Here is a 21,446-nt window from a genome sequence, read left to right on the forward strand (position 1 = left end):
ACGCCAAGTGGCAGAAGATCCGGCACCTTCGGGCGGATGCATCGAAACGGCCACTGCCGTATGGAAAAGCAAGTCCGTGGAAGCGGACCGTGTCGGGCAAAATCATCCCGCGAGAGTAGGAGGCGAAGGGTGTTTGCGCTTTCACACGAGCACTGACTGCTGGCGGAGATGATCAGAGCGCACGTGCCATCGCTGCGATCCGTTGCAACAGCAAGAATTAGATTATGGCAGAACTGACTCAATCAACTGTGCGTCACTTGTGAGGGGGACAGGCGCCGCAGGTTGCCGGCCTTTAGACAGCCCGGGCGATATCGGTTTTGGTGAAATCATCGCCGATGAACAGGAGCTTCGCTCGGCGGCTTTTCGCGCAAGCGTAGGCGAAGCAGTCCCCCATGTTGAGCTTTGCCGGATGACGTCCCTTGCCATAGTGGGCATAGGCGTCCAACGCGAGGAGGTATTCTGGCTCTCCAATGGAAATCCTCTCGAAGACGAGCAGATCGAGGAAGCGCTGAACGTGGTCGCGGGCGGCGGGAACAGAAAAGGTGTGACTGTGACAGAGCCCGGCGACGGTCTCCCAGACGGAGATAGGAGAGCCCAGCCGCTGCGGATTGGCCTCAAGCGCATTAATGAGGGCGTCTGCGTCTGGTTCTCCAGCGATGATCGCGATGAGAGCGGACGCATCCACAAAGGTCGTCATAGCCCCCCCGATAAGTCGTCGAAGAAGGCTTTGTCGGCGGGTTGATCCGTTGGAGGCGGGAGAGGATGGGCCGCCCGAAGCGTTTGTACCCTTACTCGAAGCGGGATGGCCGCTTGATCTCTGTCCAGTTCAGCCTGAACGGCGAGGCGAACAGCATCCTGTTTGGTCAGACCCCGAAGCTTGGCAAGTTGGGCGACCAGATCCGCAGTCACATCATCCTTGATATAAAGTGGCATTCTGATCTCTCGCGGAATACTTGGATATCTAAAAAAGGATATTCGAATATTTAGGCGGCAGCAAGCAGATTTCCTGCTCGATTCCCGAGCCGACGCTCAAGGGACCTTGAGAAAGCCTACGCACGATGAAGGCCCAGTGGTACGAGCTTCGGAACGTCAGGGCCAAAGTCTCCGAGCAACCGCAGGCGTGGGAATACTTCGTGAGATCGATCAGCGCGCGGACGGAACGCACTTCTCCGCGATGGATCAGGATGACCGGAGTGCAGTTGGCGGCTGGAGACCACCAGGACGGCCCTAAGCGACTGCGGGTACCTTCAACTCCTCAGGTGCAGGTGGGTGACACTGCCATTCCCTTCAGGGAATGGCAGTGTCACCAACTTACGCATCTCCAAGGTCGAGGAGCACATTGACTGCCCCAACAAGGTTGTCATTGGCATCGTGCAAGGGCGTAGGCAGCGGCCGGAAATGAACCCGGGTGCCGTCGGGCCGCTCTGCAATTGCCGTCACGTCCCGAACCTTCCTGTCCTCAAGGATCGCCACAGCCATCGGGCAGCGGTCATGCGGTAGCGGAGCGCCAGTGAGCGAATAAATGTGCCAGGAGCCGCACCAGCGGTCCCGTCCCAGCACCGGACGCCGTCCCCACAGGGCCACGGCAGCCTCATTGTAGAAGGTGATGCGTCCCGTCGCGTCGGTTGTGTAGATGGCATAGGGGAGAGCCGCGAGCAGGTCCGCATACCGTGTCTCAGACGACTTCCGGTCTGCCGTGGCCCGACTGACGTACTCGATCACTTGGTCAGGGCTGCTGTGTCTGGCCAAGAGCTGTAGCAGGGCCTTCCGGACATGCTGTCGAACGCTCAGGCTCACCTCGAGGTCTGGCAACGGAACTGCCTTGGACACATGGCTCTGTCCTCTGGTCCTGGCTTTCCCATGCGCGGCCGTGACTTGGAATAGGTAGAACCCATTAAACCGCACACCGGTCGCGGCCGCTCGATTGTCGAAGCCTGGCGGCCTAGCGTCCCGGGGGCGGAGAGAAACTTCGTATATCCACTGCTCGGCACTGATAAACCTCGGGATCGGGTGGTCTTCTGGTACGGCACAAAGGATCTCGGCCCGCTCCTTGTTTCTAAAAAGGTTGTAGGCGCAATCGCTCGTCTCTGGCGTGGTTGGAGCCAAGTGATGAAAGGACCGCATGATGTCCCCTCCCGCGGCTGGCATTCTTATGATTCTTGCTTCGTAGGATCCTAGCCCCATTCTGTTCTGTACCCAAGGGATTTGCGCACTAGGCGGCTTGGAACTCGATGGGCTCTCTCACGGATCTCGTCCTGAAGGGCGTTAATCTGCCCTAAGGTTCCTCATAGGACAGCACTCTGGCGTGATGAACAGGCGGCTGTGCTCGCCCCTTGTGTCGCGCAGAGGTGCCGCTCCGGCGGACGCCGGATTGTCTGGGGTGCCGGGCGCTGCGTTGTGCAGTGCTAGGGGCGGCTGCTGAAATTTTACGGTCGGATACGAAGAGTGAGTGGAAGGCGTTCGTGTTGTTGCATTGGTCAGAGCATTGCCAACAGGCTCTGCCAGTCGATTCCGCACCCCGCAGCGAGAAGCATGCTGTTTAACGTTGATGTGCGATTTTTCGTAGCAAGCCATAGCCTCTCTATTCCTTGAGCCTCCTGGCTTTGATCAAGGGGGATTGTGAGGAGAACATGCTGAGATGCGTCGGTGATTTCCAATTGCCAATTTTCCCAATCCTTAGCAGCAATCATGCCTTCATTTAAGATCTCTTGAATGGCTTGCTGAGACTCTACTTCGGCCACTTCGAGGCTGAGGGCTTCGAGGCCCGTATCATCATAAATTGCGCCGGATGGTCCAACGAGATGGAAATAGAAGCGCATGCTCGCCCTCAAAGGTAATGGAGGGGCCGTCCGTCCATTCGGACGATGAGGTGTAAGCGGCAACCCAGGAGTTTGTTTCAGCAAATGTTCGTGATGCTTTGCGACAAATTCGAGATGATGCATTGGAGAATTTTGGCTCTGAGCGTGAAATGCTCTTACATAATCCGCGATCAACTCAGGCCAATCTGGTAGAAGCTTCGCCATATAAAGGATCCTGCTACGACCGATCTGCAACGGACGCCGAGACCATCGTTCTCTTCGGCAGCAGGGCTCGCGGCGACAACGATGACGACAGTGACTGGGATCTCTGCGTCATCTGCGCCGGCCCTCGGCGCTGGCGATCATGCGATCGATGCGCTCAATGTCACTCAGGCGTTCCGAGAGGGCGAGCGCCATAACAGAATTCAGGTCGAGGCCGCGCTCGACCAAAAGACGGTTGAATTTCTCGTCCGCCGCCGGATCTCCCTGAAGCCAGGCATTGGTGTACGCGGACTTTAGGGGTCCGCAGATTGCAGAGAGGGGCCGTTGGTTTCTGCAATTAGCCGGTCCAGCGCTTTCTTGCGGGCGGCCATGAGAAGGCTGGCCTTCAGACGTTTCCCGCGCTCCACCTCCCAAGTCAGATCAGCGATATCTTTGACCCACACGTCGTCGATGGCGTCGGTCGGAGCCACCGCGGCGGTGACCTTCGACAGCAGCAGGTCGTAATCGGCCTTCGACTCGCCCTGGATGAGTGGTCGTTCCGCGAAGAGGGGGCCTAAATCGCGGGGAAGCACATGGACGTCGGTGGGCTCCACTGCAGGGGAGCGCTGGCCCTGTGCGGACGCGGGAGGTTGGGGGCGTTTGGCCATCGTGACGAACCTATCAAAGGCTCGAACCTTCGCGGGAGAAGGTTGGGCGGAGGGAGATCGCCTCAACGGATCGGGCGATCGGATCTCCTTTTGTTCCCACCGGTGCTCGGGTGCAGGCAACTCACAATAGCCCTTGGGTTCGGCATCAGAAGCGGTAACAAGAGACGCAATGGAGGATTGCACAAGGAAAGGGGACTAGTGCGGAGGTTGCGTGGCCGTGGCCAGGTCCCTGTAAAGGGCGGGTTACGATCCTGAGGCAGTGGTTGGACTCAGGATCGCTCGTTCAGCTGCTCCAGACCCGATTCGATCCGAGCGACTGGCAGAGAAGGGAGCGGAGATTGCCGCCGGGTCGAGCTTCAGGAGGCCTGAGGATATTTCGCCGTCTCGAAAAGAACGCAGCTCGCCATGAGGCCCGCGCCGATGGGATTGAGCATTGCATCTTCGTCAGCTGCCCTGGTCTCGACGGTCACTGAAGAGCGTGGGATCGGCAGCATGCCGCACTTTGCTGCCAAAACCGTCGTGCCGGAATCCGGCACCGACCGCTTGGCCTGGATTTCAACAATACGGTGAAGACCTGAGCGCTTATAAAGACGGCAAAACCAGGGCCATGTCGTAGAACTGTCTGAGGCTGTTAGCTCTTTATTAACGACAGTTTGCCATCGTGCGCATAGCTTCCTAACGGGTTCCTCAGTTGGTGCTCTCCACCAGAGCAGACGGCGCAGATGTAAGGCCTCATTCTGACCGAAGACCTTGGTGCATTTCTACCAGGCAGTTGAGTTCCATGCGGGGTTAGCAAGGCTAAGCCTGACGACCGAAAAGTAAAAACATGTTGTCGATCAGGTCGAACCTCTCCGCTCTCACAGCGCTTCAGTCGCTCAGATCCACCCAGAATTCTCTCACCAAAACTCAGGGGCAGATCTCGACGGGCCTGCGGGTCGGCGAGGCGTCGCACAACGCATCCTACTGGTCGATCAGCGTCAAGATGAGGTCCGACATCGGCGCGCTCAGTGCCGTGAAAGACTCGATCAAGCAAAGCAAGGCGATGCTTGACACCTTTACGTCGGCTCTCGACAAGACCTTGGTCTCTCTCAACAAGATCAAGCAAGGGCTCGTCTCGGCGCTTCAGCCTGGGTCCAATGTGGCGGCCATCCAAACCGAGATTAACGCACAGATCAAAGGCCTCAAGAGTATTGCGCGATCGGCAACGATCAACGGCCAGAATTGGCTCTCCGGCAGCGGGGGAACGGTCAATTTGGTGGTGTCCTATGACGGGTCCAGCAACAAAGTGAACACCTTGGCCTTCGATACGAGCCAGACCATATTGTTTGCGGATGCCTCTGCTGGGATCGGAGGTATTCTTGGCGATCTTGCAGCCTTTGATATTGCACATTCGATTCCCCCGCTGCGTCTGACGGGCTCACGGTCCACTGGTTCGGTCGGCAGTGGCGCTGGTTCGGGCACACCGGTGGTCCGGAGCGGCACCGCAGGTGCTGACGTCCTGACCGGTGATGCCGGGAGCGACATCCTCCTGGGTGGCTCGGGCAATGACACTCTAATCGGTGGCGCTGGGAATGACACAATCAATGGTGGGCCTGGGAAGGATCTCTTTGCGGGTGAAACGGGGGCTGATACCTTCATTTTCACTAGCGCGGCTGAATCTGGCCCGAGTGTAGCCGAGCGCGATTGGATTATCGATTGGGAAAGCGTGGATCGGCTTGATCTGAGCGCGATAGACGCCAGCATTAGTCAAGCGGGCCATCAGAACTTAGTGTTTGTAGGTAAGGGCTCGGTGAGCGACGCAGTCGGTGCTGGCCAGGTCAAGTACTTTCACGACAGTGGCAACACCTTCATAGTGGGTGACGTGACTGGCGATGGCCAAGCCGACTTCAAGATCGGCATGACTGGCATCCATAACCTGATTGCCGAGAACACTTTCGCTGATTTCTATGCAGAAGGGTTGAAGGCGATCGATACAGCCATCGAGAGCGTGATCAGAGGTTCAGCTCGGATGGGCGCGACCAAAGCATTCTTGGAAACCCAGGAGGAGTTTATCAGTGTAATGTCCGACGCCTTAACGGCAGGGGTGAGTGCCTACGTTGATGCTGACATGCCGCTGGCTTCGGTTCGGTTAGAGGCTCTGCAGACGCAGCAACAGCTTGGTATTCAGGCGCTGGCGATCGCGAATCAGAACACTCAAATGATCCTGAAGCTCTTGGAGTAAGAGTATCCATGGCTTCTATAGCTACCGGTGCCGCTGACCCAGCCTGTTAGATGAGGGACTGTCGGGAATTTCGTGTGGGGCCATTACGATGATCTGGAAGGAGACATCGCTTGGCACGTCGCAAGGAACCCCGGATACCCGACCACCTGCTTGATCAGCTTCTGGGAGGCGCCGACGCCCAATCTGCGTTCGCCAAGAATGGATTGCTTGACGAGCTGAAGAAGGCTCTCGCCGAGCGGGCATTGAATGCCGAGATGGACCACCATCTCGACCAGGAGAGCAAGGGCGGCAACACCCGCAACGGCTATGGCCGCAAGAGCGTGCTCACCGACACCGGCAAGATCGACCTGGAGATCCCGCGCGATCGCCTGGCGACCTTCGATCCGCAACTGATCGCCAGATACCAGCGACGCTTTCCCGACTTCGATGACAAGCTCATCTCCATGTATGCGCGTGGCATGAGCGTGCGCGAGATCCAAGGGCATCTGCGTGATCTGTATGGCATCGAGGTCTCGCCGGATCTGGTCAGTGCCGTCACCGATGCGGTGCTCGAGGAGATCTCGGAGTGGCAGAGCCGGCCTCTCGAAGCGCTCTATGCCTTGGTCTTCCTCGACGCCATTCGGATCAAGGTGCGCGACGAGGGCACGGTGCGCAACAAGGCCGTCTACCTGGCACTCGGGGTCAGGCCGGACGGGGCCAAGGAGATCCTGGGGCTGTGGATCGAGCAGAGCGAGGGTGCCAAGTTCTGGCTGCGGGTGATGAACGAGCTCAAGACCCGCGGTGTCGACGATGTGTTGATTGCCGTGGTCGATGGTCTCAAGGGCTTTCCCGAGGCGATCACGGCGGTGTTCCCTGAGACCCAGGTTCAGACCTGCATCGTGCATCTGATCCGCTCGTCGCTGGCCTTCGTGTCGTACAAGGACCGCAAAGTCGTGGCAGCAGCCTTGAAGGAGGTCTACCGGGCCAAGGATGCAGACGCCGGCCAGGCGGCCCTGGAGGCGTTTGCGACCTCTGTCTGAGGCCGCAAGTACGAGGCGATCGCAGCTTCCTGGCGGCGCAACTGGACGGCAGTGATCCCGTTCTTTGCCTTTCCCGAGGAGGTGCGCCGGATCATCTACACCACCAACGCCATTGAGGCGCTGAATGCCAAACTGCGTCGGGTGGTACGGGCTCGAGGGCACTTTCCCACCGATGAGAGTGCGTTCAAGCTGTTGTTCCTGGTCTTGAGGCAGGCGCAGAAAGAGTGGAAGATGCCGCACGGGAATGGGGTATGGCGAAAGCCCAGTTCGCCATTCTCTTCGAAGGCCGTTTCCGGCTGGGATGATGAACCCGGCCCATACACGGAAATTCTGGCAGTCCCTCGAGGAAGCGGGCGCACAGCACCTCGTCAGAGAGGCTCTCCATGTGCTTGAAGATCATCAGTCCGGCAATCAGCCGCACCGGCAAGGGAGGCTGGCCCGGTCCCGGCCTGTAGACGCGGCCCAAGCGGCGCTCGAGGAAGGCCCAGTCGATGCGCTGGGCCAGCAACACCAGGGGATGGCGCAGGTCGATGATGCTGTCCAGGGCGGGGCGGAACAGATCCTTCTGGCGCTCGTCTTTCGGCGTCGACATGGCGCAACTCTGGCCGGGTGGAGTGCTCCTGATTGAATCAGATCCTGGGCTGGACCGGCACCGGAAAACGCAGGAAATCCACTGCTGTTGGGGCGCAATCCTGCGAAATCGAAGGCGATCACGCGCCCGATATCCCAATCGTCTCAATGAGATCGGGATTCTTCACGGACGACTACAACGGATTGAACAACCATTTCAGATCCCGCACCTAACGCCCTGGCGGCTGCAGCTTTGGGTCAACGCGGTCTTCGCCCTCTCGGAACAGGTCGCCACGCTGGCGCCATCGACCTTTTGTTGGCCAAGCGGCTGCCACTGGAGCGGCAACTGGCCAGCATCCTCGCTGCCTCGAGTTCCTGTGATCTGACCCAGGCCCTCCAGGCCAAGATCGGCCGGGCTCGCGAGCAACTCCTGACCTTCCTCGACCATCCCGGGCAGGTCGCGGCGACCAACAACGCCTGTGAGCGGGCGCCTCGGCCGGCCGTGGTGCGGCGAAAGCTCACCAACGGCTACCGTGCGATTTGGGCAGCTGAAGGCGAGGCCGCCGTGCGCATCGTCATCGACACGGCTCGGCTCACGCCAGATCGCACCATCTTTGGTACGATGCTCGCCACCGTCAGCGCCTGAAACCAACGCTATCAACGACGTGGGTAATTACACCCAATGAGCATCAGAATTAGGTTTCAGCCAAACAAATCCTCTCTAATTCTGCGAGGAGTTCTTGGCTGCTTGATGGAACTTTTCGGACGAAGGCATGATGGCGATCAATATTATTAGTGAATTCACTTGCGTGCTTGAAGACATAGGGCTTCGGGTTTCGACTCCAATCAACAATCACGGGGCTGGGCGTGATACTGCGGAGATGCGGACTATTTCCTAATACTGACTGGATGTACATTTCGTCGGGAACAGCTGAAAACTCGAAAGACTCCTTGAGGGAGGTGTTGTTCTCGTATGTCTCGAGAGCGTATTCTGCGGATAGTCGAGGAAGACTCCACCATTGAGACCCATAATATAGCTGAAGCTGATCCTTCCCTATGTCCATACGTTTCTTTAATCTATCCATAGCATCAAGCAGTCTTATGTCGATATGTGAGCTTTCTATCTCGCGCCCGAGCAGAGACATCGCAGGATGATCGAAGTAAAAGAATCTATGATACCTCTTTGCGAAGTTCTCATCAGAGCGTAGAGGGCGAACAGAAATACGGTTCGCTGGAGATGACAGAATGGCAGAAAGCCTCGGAACATCGCGGATGGGAAACGTATCGTCTGATGCTAGCGCAAAATTGGTATAATTGCCTTTCAGAGCCGATCTCAAAAGCCTCATGGTGGCCGTGATCATCTCGAAGCCTGCCCACGAGATGTTGCTCCTCTCTGCCAGAAAAGTGCAGAAATCAGCTGTGGATCCCATCTTAGATTTATACTGATCCAAGTCAGACTTAGCGTCTAAATGGACGAAAACGTCAAATCCAGCGTGCTTGTAGATCTTTACAGCTCGCGCAAGAACCTCTGGCTCGCGATAGGCAAGCACTAAAATTGCAACGCTCATAGATATTTTCCTACGTGCCAATAGTTGTGCAAATTATCATTTGCACAATTTAACTTGTTGGCTCTTCTTCCTGATTGAGTGATAGAAAATAGTGCTATTTTTGCCATAATTGTTGTCAAATAAGTCACATTCGTGGTCAAGCAATGAGCAAGCAATTCCCACGTGGAGACGATCCGTCACAACTTTACGAGACTGTCGAATGGCCTGCATCAGACACAAAGCTGACTTCTCGGCGTTATTTGGCCAGACGCCAAACTCAAAGAGGGTCGAGATGTCGATCGTATCGATCTCTGCGTTCTTCGATTTTGCCTCACCATCTTGTCTCATGAAGTAAGACATATCTCGTCTTTCAGCATCTTGAAGAAAGGTGCCGGTTGTCTTGACTTTATATAGGTGAGGTAAGTCGTCGTAGGCTTCACACTGTCTTAGAAACTCACTCACATTTAAATGAAAAGCCATATCATGGGTGAGATAAGCAGTCGCTTCACTGTGCCTCATGACATGGATATACGACTCAGGTTCTCGACAAAATATCACCGCATTCTTACTGAGGCGACTTAAGAGATCTTCATTCCCACGGATGGTATGAGGCAATATGATAATCTTGTCTGCGGTTTCGTGTATACGTTCTAGTATGGATCGTATCTCCCGATACAAGGGCACAAAGTTTCCACCTCCGCCCAGAAAGACGACTTTTCCTGTCACATCAGCCGTCTCGTTTATGCATGTGAATGGCACATTTGCGCGACGAAAGGCTTGGTAAGTACCGCTTGCAATCAGACTGTCGCCTGCGTTTCCAGGGTTTGGGAAATAGGCAACCGGGACACCGGAGTACTCCCTTAAAAAGGTGTCCATCAATTGAAGTTCCAGTCTCATTGAATTGGTCCTGATTGAGTTGCCACAGCAATGTTTGCTATCCTTCCCCCCGCTTAATCATTCTGTTCTTCGTGGTCAATGTCGCCAATGTTCCCTTGTTGTGCTTGAGGTTATGTTGTGACATGAGCTCCGCGAACTCCTCGGGATGAGGTTGTGTCCGTCCGGCCTAGAGACGGGCAAATGTAGCGTTCACAGTTTTTGGAAGAGCAGATCATCGGCATGCTCAAGGAGCATGAGGTTGGAATGAAGACGGCGGAGATCTGCCTCAAGCTCGGCATCTCGGAAACGAATTTCTATAACGACAAAGCCAAGTACGGTTGCTTGGAGGTCTCCGATGCCCGGCGACTGAATGCTCTAGAAGGCGAGAATGCGAAGCTGAAGCGGCTCCTGGCCGAGCAGATGCCGGACAATGCCGTCCTGAAGGATCTCGCGTCAAAAAAGATTATGCCCGCTGTCAAACGAAGGGGATAACGCGCTTAACAAATCCGTTCGGGTAATCGCACCTGAGCAGGGCTTTGTGTTCATTGTCTATGACGCAGACCTGACGAGCCCAACCTGTGGCAAGCTCACGACCATCCCCCGATCTGTCGGGACGCAGATGCCTCAACCGGGCTTTTATGTACACGGGCACATCGTGCGCAATGCGACGCCATCACTCATCAGAAAGCGAATTCGCACCGGCTGGCTCCGTATGACAACAGGAAGCAGCCAGGTCGATGGAACGGTACGGATTAGGTCCCAATGCGGGCCGATGCGGCCAAAATCCTCATACAGGTTGTGCTGAAGGGGCGACTTATGGCAGATGAGCAAAGATCCTTTAGAGGCCCGAGATGCTTAATCCTGCAGATATTACCCGCCTCCGCACAGAGATACGAAACAGCACAGAAGTTGTAACTAAGCTCGATCGATGGCCTGTGCATTGTGTAGAGGCTTGTGCGGTCACGGCTGAGGTTGATTACGATGTTGCATACAGCGAGCCTAGTATTCGGGTTGACTACGTCCCTCCGGAAAAGGTTTTCGGGGAGCCGGCAGATCCCTCTTGCCTGCAAGGGGTGACAAAACCGTCCACCATTGAGCTGCCCAGCAAATCAATAATGCGATTTAAGGATGCCCAGATCATTGGGTGGTCGGCGCTAAGGTCGAATTTGGGACAACTTTATCTTGGGGGGCGGCTCAGCACAGCGGAGACGTGGAAAGACGCCGTGGAGCGAAATAAACAAGGCTTCGATGGGTTTGTTTTGGACGACAAGGACGGCCGGCGGATCGCCACCTTCGCGGGGCGGGAGACCCCCCAAAGGTTGAACAAGCGAGCGCTATTTATTTCGTTCTATGAGCCTGGCAACTACGGGTCATTCCTTGTCAGGGCGCTAGGCAAGTTACTGTTCTTAAGGGATAGATGCCCACAGTTTGACTGTTACGTTGTGGCGGATCGCACGAGGTGGCTGTGCGAGGCGTTGCCTCTCCTAGGTTTCCCAGCTAGGCCAATCTATTCAGTTAGAGAGGTCACTGGCGATATATTCTCAGAAATTGTAACTGTTAATGATTTCGTTTCAGAAGGTTACTTTGATCCGAACACCGCCGATCGGCTGGCTATTTTCGTGAAAGAACAAGCCGGCTCTGTAAACACCGCAGCCGCAAGCATTTACGTATCGCGCGAACTTAGCTCAATATATCGCCCTTGGTATCGAAACATGACAAATGAGGGGCAGATTACTAATTACCTGCGCGATCAAGGTTTTGAGATCGTCAATCCCGAGACTATGTCGTTTCAGGAGCAAATAAGAACCTTCGCAGGCGCAAAAGAAGTTGCAGGACCGTCCGGCTCGGCCATGCTGAATGCTATTTTTTCACGATCGCAGGTCCGCGTTCTCGACTTCGAGTCGTTCCACTACACTGTACGGCAACACGCAAGAGCGTACGCATCCACTAATAAGCGATACGCATTCCTGTTCGGAGATGTCGCTACGGATGCTAAGGACCCGCTCCACACTCGACCTTGGAGTGTTCCATTGACGACTCTATCGGAGGCAATTGAGTGGCTTCGTTCCTGACGAGACGAGCCTTCGATTTGGCCAAAGCTCGCCGTTAAGCGGGCTTTTATTTGGATCATACTTAGGCCTCTAGATTTATAAGATTTGAGCCCTATCGGGATACGAAATGCCCGCGCATGGTGTTTACATGCGCGAGCACTTTGTCGGCAATGCCGACCTTTACAAGCAGACGCATCCGTACCGGCTCCGCACAACCACGGGAGTGGGCCACATCGATGGTACGAATTGGGTTCAGCCTGTGGGCTGATACAGCTTAAGGCTCTTGGCACCACGCAAGCCGGCGATGGAGCCAAGTTCCCGGGCATGGGCTATGTAGTTGGCCCTGAACAATGCCGTTTGATCAGGCGGCAATTGCATTCCAGGGCTCGTGGGCAGTATCCGGTGGCGCGGATGAACTCATCAGGGCTGCCAGGAGCCAGGCGACAAAAAGTCTGAGCCAGTTCAGGATCAGCCGCAGGTTATGTCCGGCGGCCACCAGCAGCGCATTGATCGCATCGCCGGCTGCTCCGAGCAGGTGATTGCGTCCCAGCCGCCCGTCGGCCTTTATGTGCCCGATCATCGGCTCGATGGCTGAGCGTCGTCTCAGCTCCCGCTTGATTGTCGGCGTCAGACCCCGTCGCTGCCGGGTGATGAACACCCGATCGTTCTTGTCGTAGTCGTGCCCACGATAGCCCAGTTCAACGTAAATGCGCGCGGGCTCCATGCCCGTCATGGCGATGACCTGGTCTATGGTAGCGTCCAACGTATGGCCGTCATACGGGTTGCCCTCGAGCGATTTGAGGCGAGCACGAGGCCTTCGCGGTTGGTCACCGCCAGCGCGACCTTGCTGCCAAACTCGTACGGCCGATGCGCCTTGCCTTTGGCAATGCACACCACCTCGGGCGCATGCAGGCTGTACAGCTTATTCTTGCTCGTGCGCTCCTGAACCAGAAGGCGCTCGGTCAGGCCAAGCAGACGTGCAAAGCGAAGGGCAAGGCTCTCATCCCCGGCGACTTTGCGGGCCACATCGCGGTACACGCGTCCGAGATAGGTCTTCAGCCGCTTCAGTTCGCGGCGCATGCGCCGCATCTGGCGGGCATGGGCATAGCGGCCGACCTGCACGGCGGCGCGTTTAGCCAGACGGGTGTGGGCCTGCCGCAGCTCGAGGCCGTGCCGTTTGGCCTGCCGCACCAGCGCCTGCAACGCCTTCAGATACAGTTTCGCGTCGGTGGGATGGGTGATGGCCTTGGGCTGCACGGTGGTGTCGACGCTGATCCGCTCCAGGCTCGACGATCGCACCGCGCCGCTCTCCAGCCCGGCCTGGATGGTGGCGGAAAGCAGCGTCTCCAGTCCTTCTGGTCCGAGCCGCTTGCGCCAGCGCGTCAGCGAGCTCGGATCGCAGGGCAACTCATGCTGGAAGTATTCGCAGCCACAGAACCACTGGTAATACGGGTTCTCGATCCAGCGCTGCACCACGGCTTCATCGGACAGGTTGAAGGTATGCTGGAGATAGGACAGGCCCACCATCAGGCGCGTCGGCTTCGCGGGGCGTCCGAGTGGGCGATAGAAGCGGCCGAACTCCTGATCGAAGCTCTTCCAGTCGATGAGGGCAGCCAGCCGGAACAACGTGTGGCGCTGATCCAAGATCTGATCGAGACGACTGCGATAGAGATCGCCGGAGCTCGTCAGCGTCGGCTTGGATCCCATGGAAATACACCAGATTTGAGCGGGTCAGCACCCAGGAGCTGGCATTTTACGATGCTTCGCGGCGACAAAGAATCCTTCAGCTTCAATAAGTTGTGAGTTATTCAGGCCCGACGAAGTAACGACACCACAACCGAGCAGAGCCGCCTGTCCGAGGTAGCTCGCTCACGGGGGCATCAATGAACGATAAGATCACCACAGCCAGCGCCGGGGGGCGCTGCGGCATCGCCGTTGTAGCTGCTGTCACTGGCTGACATTTCCCAGATCTGCGCGACCATCGCCGCAATCTTGGCGTAGCGTGGCTGCTGTTCCAATTCGGGCTGAAGATCTGGTATGAACTGCGCAAGCCGTGACTAACTGATAACACGGATCGGAATTCGCACGAGATCTCTTTCGTCTCCCCCTTTGCAATTCTTGATCGTGAATCGTGTCATAAAAAGATATGCAGTGTCACCGATAGTATCGAAGTTTCTGCTGGTCGATGCCGGATCCAGCAACGCAGCATAGGCGTATCGCGCATCGTCGTTACATGAACCGCCTCCCACCGCAGATTTCTCAAGAAGGCTGGTGGCCTGGGACCAATGAATGAGATCCTTTGACGTGGCATATGCGACAAAGCCCTTCGGGCTAGCTCCAGTAGGTGTTGCAACCATAACGGTGATGAAAGTTCCTGTCGCTTGATGTCGCACAATCGTTCCAGGTGGACCTCCAAACTTCCCTACTGGCTTACATGAGCGCGGGGATATGCCACGAGGTCGATATGCATCGTATGGTTGAACTGTGAAGTCTGATCCATCCCATCCTCGCCATGCAGTAGGGTCTGTGATGTTTGGTGTTCGAAATAGGCAAGTGCCAGCTTGCTGCTCATTGCCTCCAGTCGTTCCTAATAGGACGTACCAATAATTATCATGGAAGAGAATATTTGATGGATGGAAGAAGCCTCGGTGCCGCCCCTGATCAATGTCCTGGGTATTAGAAGGACCCGCTAACAAGACTGGTTCTCTTGGGGCCTCGAATGTCATTCCTCCATTATGAGACGAAACTGCAGTAATAACGTTGTACCAGCAGCTATGGGAGTCTCTGAATCGGCAGGCCCCTTCATGTTCGTTGGCGTGGTATTCGTTGTGAACGAGTCCGTAGACTGTCTCACCGTCATCGGTCCACGTAGCGCCTATCCAGCTATGGTCACTGTGATCCGCTGGGTTTGCGCTCTTCTTTCCTTTGTAAGCTGACGAGCAGATTGTCTTAATTGAAAGAAGGTCATCACCGATCAGAGGAATGTTAAGATCGCTGCTCGCAAACGCTACGACTTGGTCCTCTTTGTTCCGGAATGCTCTCAAAGGAGCATCCGGGATATGCCAATCGAAGCACCGTTGCTCGCCCCAATTAAACACAGTTTCCTCTTGACCGTCGACCTGGAGACGAATGTCCATAGCAAAGCAAGGCTCCGTTACCCACACAAAGGCAAACGCTACAGTCCCCAGAGCTGTTGCAAGTACGTCAAGTCGCGGCATTAGGAACAATCCTACTAACTCCATATTTATATGTGTTTTGAGGTGTAGAAACCCGTGATCGCCTTCGGGCTAGTGAAGCTTTTTGTGTCGTTTCGCCGGGGCTCTTGGTAACAGAAGCCTGTCTTATCAATGGACAACCTGACCGGAAATCGCAGTGTCGGTGGTTCGTTCCGCCCTGGGCACCACTTCCTTCCCCTGACGACTTAAAGGCTTGGGGTCAGCCGGGCTCCTTAGTACCGCTCGCGATGTTACCGAGAGTATTCCGAAGCTGTTCCAATGACCCTAAGGACGGTTTCTCGAATGGCCACCGATACTCGTCGTTTGGCCGTCGTATCTACTGCGAAACAGCTGAAGCGCCCGTAACAGACGAGCATATTATTTCGTTCGGACTGGAGGGTGATTACATCCAGCCGAAATCTAGTTGCAGAGCTTGTGCAGCAGTCACTGGACGCATCGAAAACGTCTGCCTTCGAAGGATACTCGGACCAATGTGAAATCTGGGATCATTGTATTGTCAATGACGGGATGTCAGCCCCGCTGATTTCTGGTTTTTACTAACGATTTCCACCTCGGGATTAAAAAACCATTGCATCTAGCCAAGCGGAGCCGCCTTGCGCTCTGCGAGAACCTGCTCCCAGCGCAGGGCCTGCCGCACAATCTCCTCGAGATTGTCGTACTGCGGCTCCCAACCGAGCTGACGGATCCGGTCCACTTTGGCTACGAGCTGCGCCGGATCGCCTAGGCGCCGGGGGCTCAGGCGAACCTCGAAGTCGACGCCTGACATCCTCTTGACCACGTCGACGACCTCCAGAACCGACGCTCCATGGCCGTAGCCGCAGTTCATGATCGTGCCGTCGCCTCCATCGCGCATATGCTCGAGAGCAACGAGGTGAGCACGGGCAAGATCGTTGACCTGGATGTAGTCGCGCACGCAGGTGCCGTCGGGCGTCTCGTAATCCGTGCCGAACACGTCAAGATGGGGCCGTTGGCCGAGCGCAGCCTGGGACGCGACCTTGATCAGATGGGTGGCCTGCGGGGTCGACTGACCGGAGCGGCCCTTGGGATCGGCACCCGCTACGTTGAAGTAGCGCAGGATCGCATAGCGCAGGCCATGGGCCGTGTTCGCATCCTGCAGCATCCACTCGCTCATAAGCTTGCTGCGGCCGTAAGGATTGATCGGCGCCAGCGGCATGTCCTCCGTGAGCAGAGGCGCCTCGGCATTGCCGTAGACCGCCGCCGTGGAGGAGAAGACGAAGTTCTTAACGCCTTTCGCCACGGCCGTCTCGATGAGCGCCCGGGTCCTCACGGTGTTGTTGAGATAATAGGCCAGCGGATCGGCGACGGATTCCGGCACGACAATCTTGGCGGCAAAGTGCAGGATGCTGTCGATGCCGTACTCGTCGATGACCTTTGAGACCAGGGCGGAGTCGCCCACATCGCCGATAACAAGTGTGGCTTCCTGCGGCACGGCCCAGCGGAAACCCGTCGACAGATTATCGAGAACCACCACCTGCTCGCCCGCATCCAAAAGTTCGAGCACCATGTGGCTGCCGATATAGCCTGCGCCGCCCGTCACCAATACCGCCATATCCGTCTCCTGAAATCTGGTGTTCGCTCTTAGTCTACAGAAATGGATGTTGAAGTGACTTTGCAGTCTTCTTGACACCTATAGCGTGGCACCACCCAGTGAGCTTCCGGGCAAGTACCGACGCAAACCGGTTGATGCACCCGCAAGAAAGTCGATGAGCCACCATGGGCAAGCCGCTTATCGATCTCACCGCGACCCAAATCGGCGTCCGTGGCGCCGAGGCCGCTCTCGCTGCCTACCTACTTTTGAAGGGCGTTGCGGCGCGATGCAGCGGCTGGCCGACGTGGACGCGCAACGATTTGCGACTCGTCAAGTGACGCGCGGTTCTCCGGCACGGCGAGGGTCGACTCATACAGGTGAGCCAAGGCCGACAGGTGGGCCATCTCGCCCTGACTTACATCCGGTGCTATTTGGCCGGAAGCTTGCGATCTTTCATTCAAGCAGAAGGCCTGAAGTTTCTCGGCCAAATCAATCGCACTACCCGGCTCAAAGAACTCAGCGTGCGGATAAGACTGGAGTTTTTCCTCAATACCGCCCAGGCGGGATCCGAACACGGACACGCCCGCCTGGATGGCCTCTTGGATGACCACGGGCGAGTTTTCCCACCAGATCGAGGGAATGACGATCGCATCACAACCCGACATCAGACGGATCACGGTCTCATTCTGGTAAGGCCCAAAAAACTCAACGCAGTCACCGAGCGCCTCCAGTTTCGCCGTCATCCGTTCCCGGAAAGCGGATTCCTGAATGTTGAGGTTGGCTCCAAACAATCGTACCCGGAACGGCGCACCTCGGCTTTTCAGGATTGCCGCGGCATCGAGGAGGACCTCAGTTCCCTTGAAGTGGTTGATCTGTCCGAAGTAGCCGATCTGAGGGATCCCACGCCCGGCGCTGTCATGGGTGGAAGCGTTATGAGGCGGTTCATAGACGCTCACATCCCGCGGATTTTCAATGACCCGCACAGGAATGCTGCCGCCCGACCATGTTTCCACGCGTTGGGCCAAGAATTGGCTCGGGGAGACGACGGCCGAGGCGAGCCGCAGAGGTTTCAGAAACAGTTCGTCGCGCAGGAAGAAAAAGCCTGAGCTGATGTCGGGGAAGCACTGGTTGCACTCCACCGGGGAGGACCGATGGCACAGCCTGCCATTGACCTTCAGCATCTGACCGAAGCGATGGCAGATGCTGATATACTCGTGCAGCGTGAAGACGAGAGGGATGTTGCGCGCCTTGAAGTACTCGAAAATATCGGTGCCCCAGAACGAGAAATGGTGGGCGTGGACGACGTCAGGCTTGAAACGGTCAACAAGTTCATCGAGCAGCGCGAACAGGCGGCTGGGGTCGAATGAGTGAAAAAAGAACGGCTCAACAGCCGGCGGCGCCACCAGGATCTCATCCGGATTGCGCCGGAACGCGCCGAAGTCGCCGTCATGGCCGATGTGTTGCCGGTCGGCGCGGGCCACGAAAATGCTGTTCCAGCCGGGCATCTTCCCTTGCTTGACGAGCGAGTGGATCGCGAAGGCTGCCATCTCGGCGCCCCCATGGCTCAAAGCGGGATGGCCATGGGACAGAATCATCAGGCGGGGCATGTCAGTTCACTACCTTCAAGCGTGTGTCGGTGTTGGGGCTGCTCGCGCGCGCTGCCGCTTCAAGGGTATCTTCCCAGCGGCGGTTGAAGCGCTCACAGTTGACGAGCGTTCGGGCAAAGCCAACGCTGTTGACCGCGTCCAGGCGGATCGACTGACGCTCCAAATGAAAAATCTCGGTCGACCGCACCAGGCCGACCTTCTGCCCGCGCTGGCGCAGCGTAAGACACAGATCAGCATCCTCGAAGTCGCCGCCGATGTAGCGATCGGCAAAGCCGCCAATCTCGTTAAAGAGGTCGCGCTCGATCAACATCAGAGCGCCGGTAACCGCCTGCGCCTCAGCCAACTGGTAGCGCGCCGTGGTGGACTCGGCCGGAAGGCCTTTGCCCGGGTGCAGGGCCAGGTAGCGGTTGCCGACCTCGACCGAACGCTTGAAGGCGAGGCCGTCATGCTGGATGGTCTGATCCTCAAACAGCAGCGTAAACCCGAGCAGGCTGAAGGAGCCGTCGTCCAACGCCCGGATGCCGACCTCGAGCACGTCGAAGCTCTTGAGCCAGATGTCGGAGTTCATCAGCAGAACGCGCTGACCCTTGGCCACCTTCACGCCGATGTTGTTGGCGTGGCCATAGCCGACATTCTGGCGAGGCAGCACAAAGGTAATACGCTGCCGCACGCTGTCCGGTTGATTGGCGATCTGGAGGTTCATCTGGGGGAAGATCGTTGCGTCGTCGCAGACGATCACCCATTCGTAATCCAGCGGGGCGTCCTTGATCATCGCCAGGAGCGAATACAGGAAGCGCCATTCCTTGTAGAAGGGGACAATGATCGACAAACGGGGCGCTGAGCCATCGCTCCACTGCGAGGTGGAGACAACATCATAATCGAGGGAACGGTGATTGGACCGCAGGAACGGCGTCAGCATGCGGGTGATTTTTTCAAGCGGCGTGAAGCTTGTGCCCTGCCGAGCTCCAAGCAGCAGCTGAAACACCCGTCCCTTGTCTTGCGACATCGGGGGTGTCGGCTGCTCCACGATGTAGAACACACCATCCTGGAGGATGCCGATGGTCACCGGTTGAGATGGGTCCAGGCAGTCGGCCGCGAGGGTGAAACCGTGCCCGTCGCCGCGGATCTCCGGGAAACCCTGACCGCGGATATGATCGGTGACGTCCGGGCGGTTAGAAATAATCGCGTCACGGGAACGCGCAACGCTCGCGCAACCATTCACGAGCACATAGACATCGAGATAGCCGAAATTCGCCATCCAGCCGTTGAGCAGAAGACACCCGTTTTCGGCGTAAGCGAAGTCGAGATAGAGAGGAGCATTCGTGATTTGGCCGATGCTGTTGGCCGCCAGGGCCTGAGCGAGAGGGCCAACATCGTCAAAGGATGCAAAGCGTTTGAGAAGCTGCGGACCGAGAAGAGCAATATCGGCCAGGGTGGCCTGAACCGGCGTCCCCGTGAAATGATGAATCTCGCCATCAATCGTACATTCGGCGACAAAGCTTCCATTGCCAAACGAACCGAGGAGGCTCAGGGCTGGGTCCGACACAAAGCCAAAGACAGCGTTCTGCTTGTTGAAGGCTCGCCCGGCATTGTGCAGAATGATCGGCGGAGGGTCAGACTCAGCCGGCGTAGGGTATGCAAACTGGGGCTCGCCATTGGAGCCACGGATTTTCACCGCCGACACCGTCGAGCTACGCGGGACACTCATCTTGATCACAAGGCGGTTGAGGATGATTTGTGCTTCGCACGTGAACATAAAATGCCCCAGTTGTCGGGATCGGAAATAAAGGCCAGGTTATGCCGAGCGCCATCGAACGCCGGGGATCAACGGCTGAAGCACCAACTGCCACATCAACAGAGTGCTGAAATCATCGGGCTGCACAACGGTTCATCCAGGCGCACCCTGGTGGCGGTCAGCAGCGGCGTAGAAAGCCGGTAGACCGAAAACGCGGCCCGATTTCCCCGATAAGATCAGAGTTCATAATTGTTTGGCCCCAGAGATCAATGCAAACGTGCTGCCAAGTTTTTCTTGAGCTGACCCGTCCGGTAACTTGTTCTTTACCAGGGTTTTCTTCTTTACCAAGGTTTTCCGTCAAGTCTCCGGGCCAAAGCTAATTTGTCGCACGCCACCGCACCGGAACTCACGCGGATTCCCACGACGCAGACCGTTGCATCGGTTGGGGAACGTCATCGTTGCTGACGAGGCGCACCAACCGATGCGCCGCCGGGTCCGTCAGGCCATCGCCGCATCGGCGTTGGCTCTTGTGTTGGCCAACCGGCGATTATCCGGGCGCGACTGCTTCCGCTGCAGCAAATAGGCGGATCGTCCTTCATACCGGCCGTACTGGAGCCAGTGATCAGTGGCACTAGCGATGCTCCCGTCGTCGATTCCAGCGGCGACATCCGGGTACCGCGCCAAATAGTCCTCTTCGTTGATCAGCACACTGCACGGGAGGCGGTCCTCATAAAAACCATGCTCAACGAAGTGTTGCGCTGCGCTGGAAATGTCGCCTGCCTTCAGAGCCTCGTCGATATCAGGGTTGTTCGCCCGGTAGAACTCTTCGTCCACCGGGATGGATCGCGCGATAATCTCGAAAAGACGATCCACAATCTCCTGCGGATAAAAGGTCCCAGACTCGGTCTTGATGCCGCGGCTCACGATCTCGCGTTGCAGTTTATCGAAGTTCCATGCTGACATTGATATTAGGCCCCGTATGTGAGTTGAAAGATTTTATTGCTCAATAAGTTGAGAGGTTTGGCAGACGAGCCGTAGCAGTCTGCTCTTGTAATGATTGTTCCGTAATGCACGCCTCTCTAGAAAGGATTTCTCGATCAATCAAGGCGGTCCGGACGATGCCGCGGTGTCGCATGCACCCGCTCGGCTTGTGAGGAGGTGTTCAGCATTCTCGCGTCGTTCCGGGCGTTGCCTGATCGTGTGCTCCTGGTCGGCCCAGGGCTCCTATTGCTCTCGTAATCCATTCTATGGCCCACACTCTAGCGACGGCCGACCGGCACCTTCCTGGTTCTGACTGGCGTGGGAATCCGACCGGGCGCGAGCCTCTTGTTGCCCCCCGCTTAGCTTAACTAAACAGGTGACGGGCTC

At 56.8% G+C, this 21,446-nt stretch carries 13 protein-coding genes and 7 pseudogenes; 7 read left to right on the forward strand and 13 right to left on the reverse strand.

Annotation, left to right across the window (positions count from 1 at the left end; genetic code table 11):
- Positions 1–292: 292 nt before the first annotated feature.
- From BB934_RS16005 to BB934_RS48405, 4 genes and pseudogenes are all read right to left on the reverse strand, one after another.
- The gene (locus tag BB934_RS16005) at positions 293–697 is read right to left on the reverse strand and encodes a type II toxin-antitoxin system VapC family toxin (protein WP_099510525.1); all 405 of its coding nucleotides are present in this window, start codon (positions 695–697) and stop codon (positions 293–295) included.
- Complete coding sequence (locus tag BB934_RS16010; RefSeq protein ID WP_099510526.1) at positions 694–933, reverse strand: type II toxin-antitoxin system VapB family antitoxin; 240 nt, start codon at positions 931–933, stop codon at positions 694–696. Before BB934_RS16010 ends, BB934_RS16005 begins: the two co-directional genes overlap by 4 nt.
- Positions 934–1,317: 384 nt before the next feature.
- Positions 1,318–1,689 (reverse strand): annotated as a pseudogene (locus tag BB934_RS47125) (PAS domain-containing protein); the annotation flags it as partial.
- Between the two features lie 788 nt (positions 1,690–2,477).
- Positions 2,478–3,023: a DUF6894 family protein gene (locus BB934_RS48405; protein ID WP_162299123.1), complete on the reverse strand. Its 546-nt coding sequence runs from the start codon at positions 3,021–3,023 to the stop codon at positions 2,478–2,480.
- Here BB934_RS48405 and BB934_RS49110 point away from each other — a divergent pair.
- Both BB934_RS49110 and BB934_RS49115 read left to right on the forward strand, forming a co-directional pair.
- Positions 2,969–3,109, forward strand: a pseudogene (locus BB934_RS49110) (hypothetical protein); the annotation flags it as partial. The gene BB934_RS48405 and the pseudogene BB934_RS49110 overlap by 55 nt on opposite strands.
- Positions 3,105–3,317 (forward strand): hypothetical protein, encoded by a 213-nt coding sequence (locus BB934_RS49115; protein ID WP_237050391.1) that lies wholly within the window; start codon positions 3,105–3,107, stop codon positions 3,315–3,317. The pseudogene BB934_RS49110 and the gene BB934_RS49115, both read left to right, overlap by 5 nt.
- Here the strand turns inward: BB934_RS49115 and BB934_RS16035 are convergent.
- Complete coding sequence (locus BB934_RS16035; protein ID WP_157934196.1) at positions 3,314–3,667, reverse strand: hypothetical protein; 354 nt, start codon at positions 3,665–3,667, stop codon at positions 3,314–3,316. The genes BB934_RS49115 and BB934_RS16035 overlap by 4 nt on opposite strands.
- A gap of 826 nt (positions 3,668–4,493) precedes the next feature.
- On the opposite strand from BB934_RS16035, the gene BB934_RS16040 reads away from it, so the two are divergent.
- Together BB934_RS16040 and BB934_RS16045 are read left to right on the forward strand one after the other, a co-directional pair.
- Positions 4,494–5,888 carry a flagellin gene (locus BB934_RS16040; RefSeq protein WP_099510531.1) on the forward strand — a complete coding sequence of 465 codons (1,395 nt, stop codon included), beginning with the start codon at positions 4,494–4,496 and terminating at the stop codon, positions 5,886–5,888.
- Between the two features lie 110 nt (positions 5,889–5,998).
- Positions 5,999–7,212, forward strand: a pseudogene (locus BB934_RS16045) (IS256 family transposase).
- A 35-nt stretch (positions 7,213–7,247) separates the two neighbouring features.
- Here BB934_RS16045 and BB934_RS16050 read toward each other — a convergent pair.
- A pseudogene (locus tag BB934_RS16050) lies at positions 7,248–7,499 on the reverse strand (transposase); the annotation flags it as partial.
- A gap of 214 nt (positions 7,500–7,713) precedes the next feature.
- Between BB934_RS16050 and BB934_RS16055 the strand changes: the two are divergent.
- A pseudogene (locus BB934_RS16055) lies at positions 7,714–8,123 on the forward strand (IS66 family transposase); the annotation flags it as partial.
- A 49-nt stretch (positions 8,124–8,172) separates the two neighbouring features.
- Here BB934_RS16055 and BB934_RS16060 read toward each other — a convergent pair.
- Together BB934_RS16060 and BB934_RS16065 are read right to left on the reverse strand one after the other, a co-directional pair.
- Positions 8,173–9,045, reverse strand: coding sequence for a beta-1,6-N-acetylglucosaminyltransferase (locus tag BB934_RS16060; RefSeq protein WP_099510532.1), 873 nt, complete (start codon positions 9,043–9,045; stop codon positions 8,173–8,175).
- 36 nt (positions 9,046–9,081) lie between these two features.
- Positions 9,082–9,921 carry a polysaccharide pyruvyl transferase family protein gene (locus BB934_RS16065; RefSeq protein WP_099510533.1) on the reverse strand — a complete coding sequence of 280 codons (840 nt, stop codon included), beginning with the start codon at positions 9,919–9,921 and terminating at the stop codon, positions 9,082–9,084.
- Between the two features lie 219 nt (positions 9,922–10,140).
- Between BB934_RS16065 and BB934_RS16070 the strand changes: the two are divergent.
- A pseudogene (locus tag BB934_RS16070) lies at positions 10,141–10,383 on the forward strand (transposase); the annotation flags it as partial.
- Between the two features lie 368 nt (positions 10,384–10,751).
- On the forward strand, positions 10,752–11,972 hold the full coding sequence (locus tag BB934_RS16075; RefSeq protein ID WP_099510535.1) for a glycosyltransferase family 61 protein: 1,221 nt from the start codon (positions 10,752–10,754) through the stop codon (positions 11,970–11,972).
- Between the two features lie 340 nt (positions 11,973–12,312).
- Here the strand turns inward: BB934_RS16075 and BB934_RS16080 are convergent.
- From BB934_RS16080 to BB934_RS16100, 5 genes and pseudogenes are all read right to left on the reverse strand, one after another.
- A pseudogene (locus tag BB934_RS16080) lies at positions 12,313–13,658 on the reverse strand (IS5 family transposase).
- Between the two features lie 2,103 nt (positions 13,659–15,761).
- Positions 15,762–16,757, reverse strand: coding sequence for a UDP-glucose 4-epimerase GalE (gene galE, locus BB934_RS16085; protein WP_099510536.1), 996 nt, complete (start codon positions 16,755–16,757; stop codon positions 15,762–15,764).
- A gap of 239 nt (positions 16,758–16,996) precedes the next feature.
- Complete coding sequence (locus BB934_RS16090) at positions 16,997–18,343, reverse strand: glycosyltransferase (protein WP_099510537.1); 1,347 nt, start codon at positions 18,341–18,343, stop codon at positions 16,997–16,999.
- 1 nt (position 18,344) lies between these two features.
- The gene (locus BB934_RS16095) at positions 18,345–20,099 is read right to left on the reverse strand and encodes a glycosyltransferase family 2 protein (protein ID WP_099510538.1); all 1,755 of its coding nucleotides are present in this window, start codon (positions 20,097–20,099) and stop codon (positions 18,345–18,347) included.
- Positions 20,100–20,576: 477 nt separating this feature from the next.
- A complete protein-coding gene (locus BB934_RS16100; protein ID WP_099510539.1) occupies positions 20,577–21,041 on the reverse strand; it encodes a hypothetical protein in 465 nt (154 codons plus the stop codon).
- Positions 21,042–21,446 lie beyond the last annotated feature (405 nt).

Origin of the sequence: Microvirga ossetica, from assembly GCF_002741015.1 — a bacterium.
Taxonomy (GTDB): Bacteria; Pseudomonadota; Alphaproteobacteria; order Rhizobiales; family Beijerinckiaceae; genus Microvirga; species Microvirga ossetica.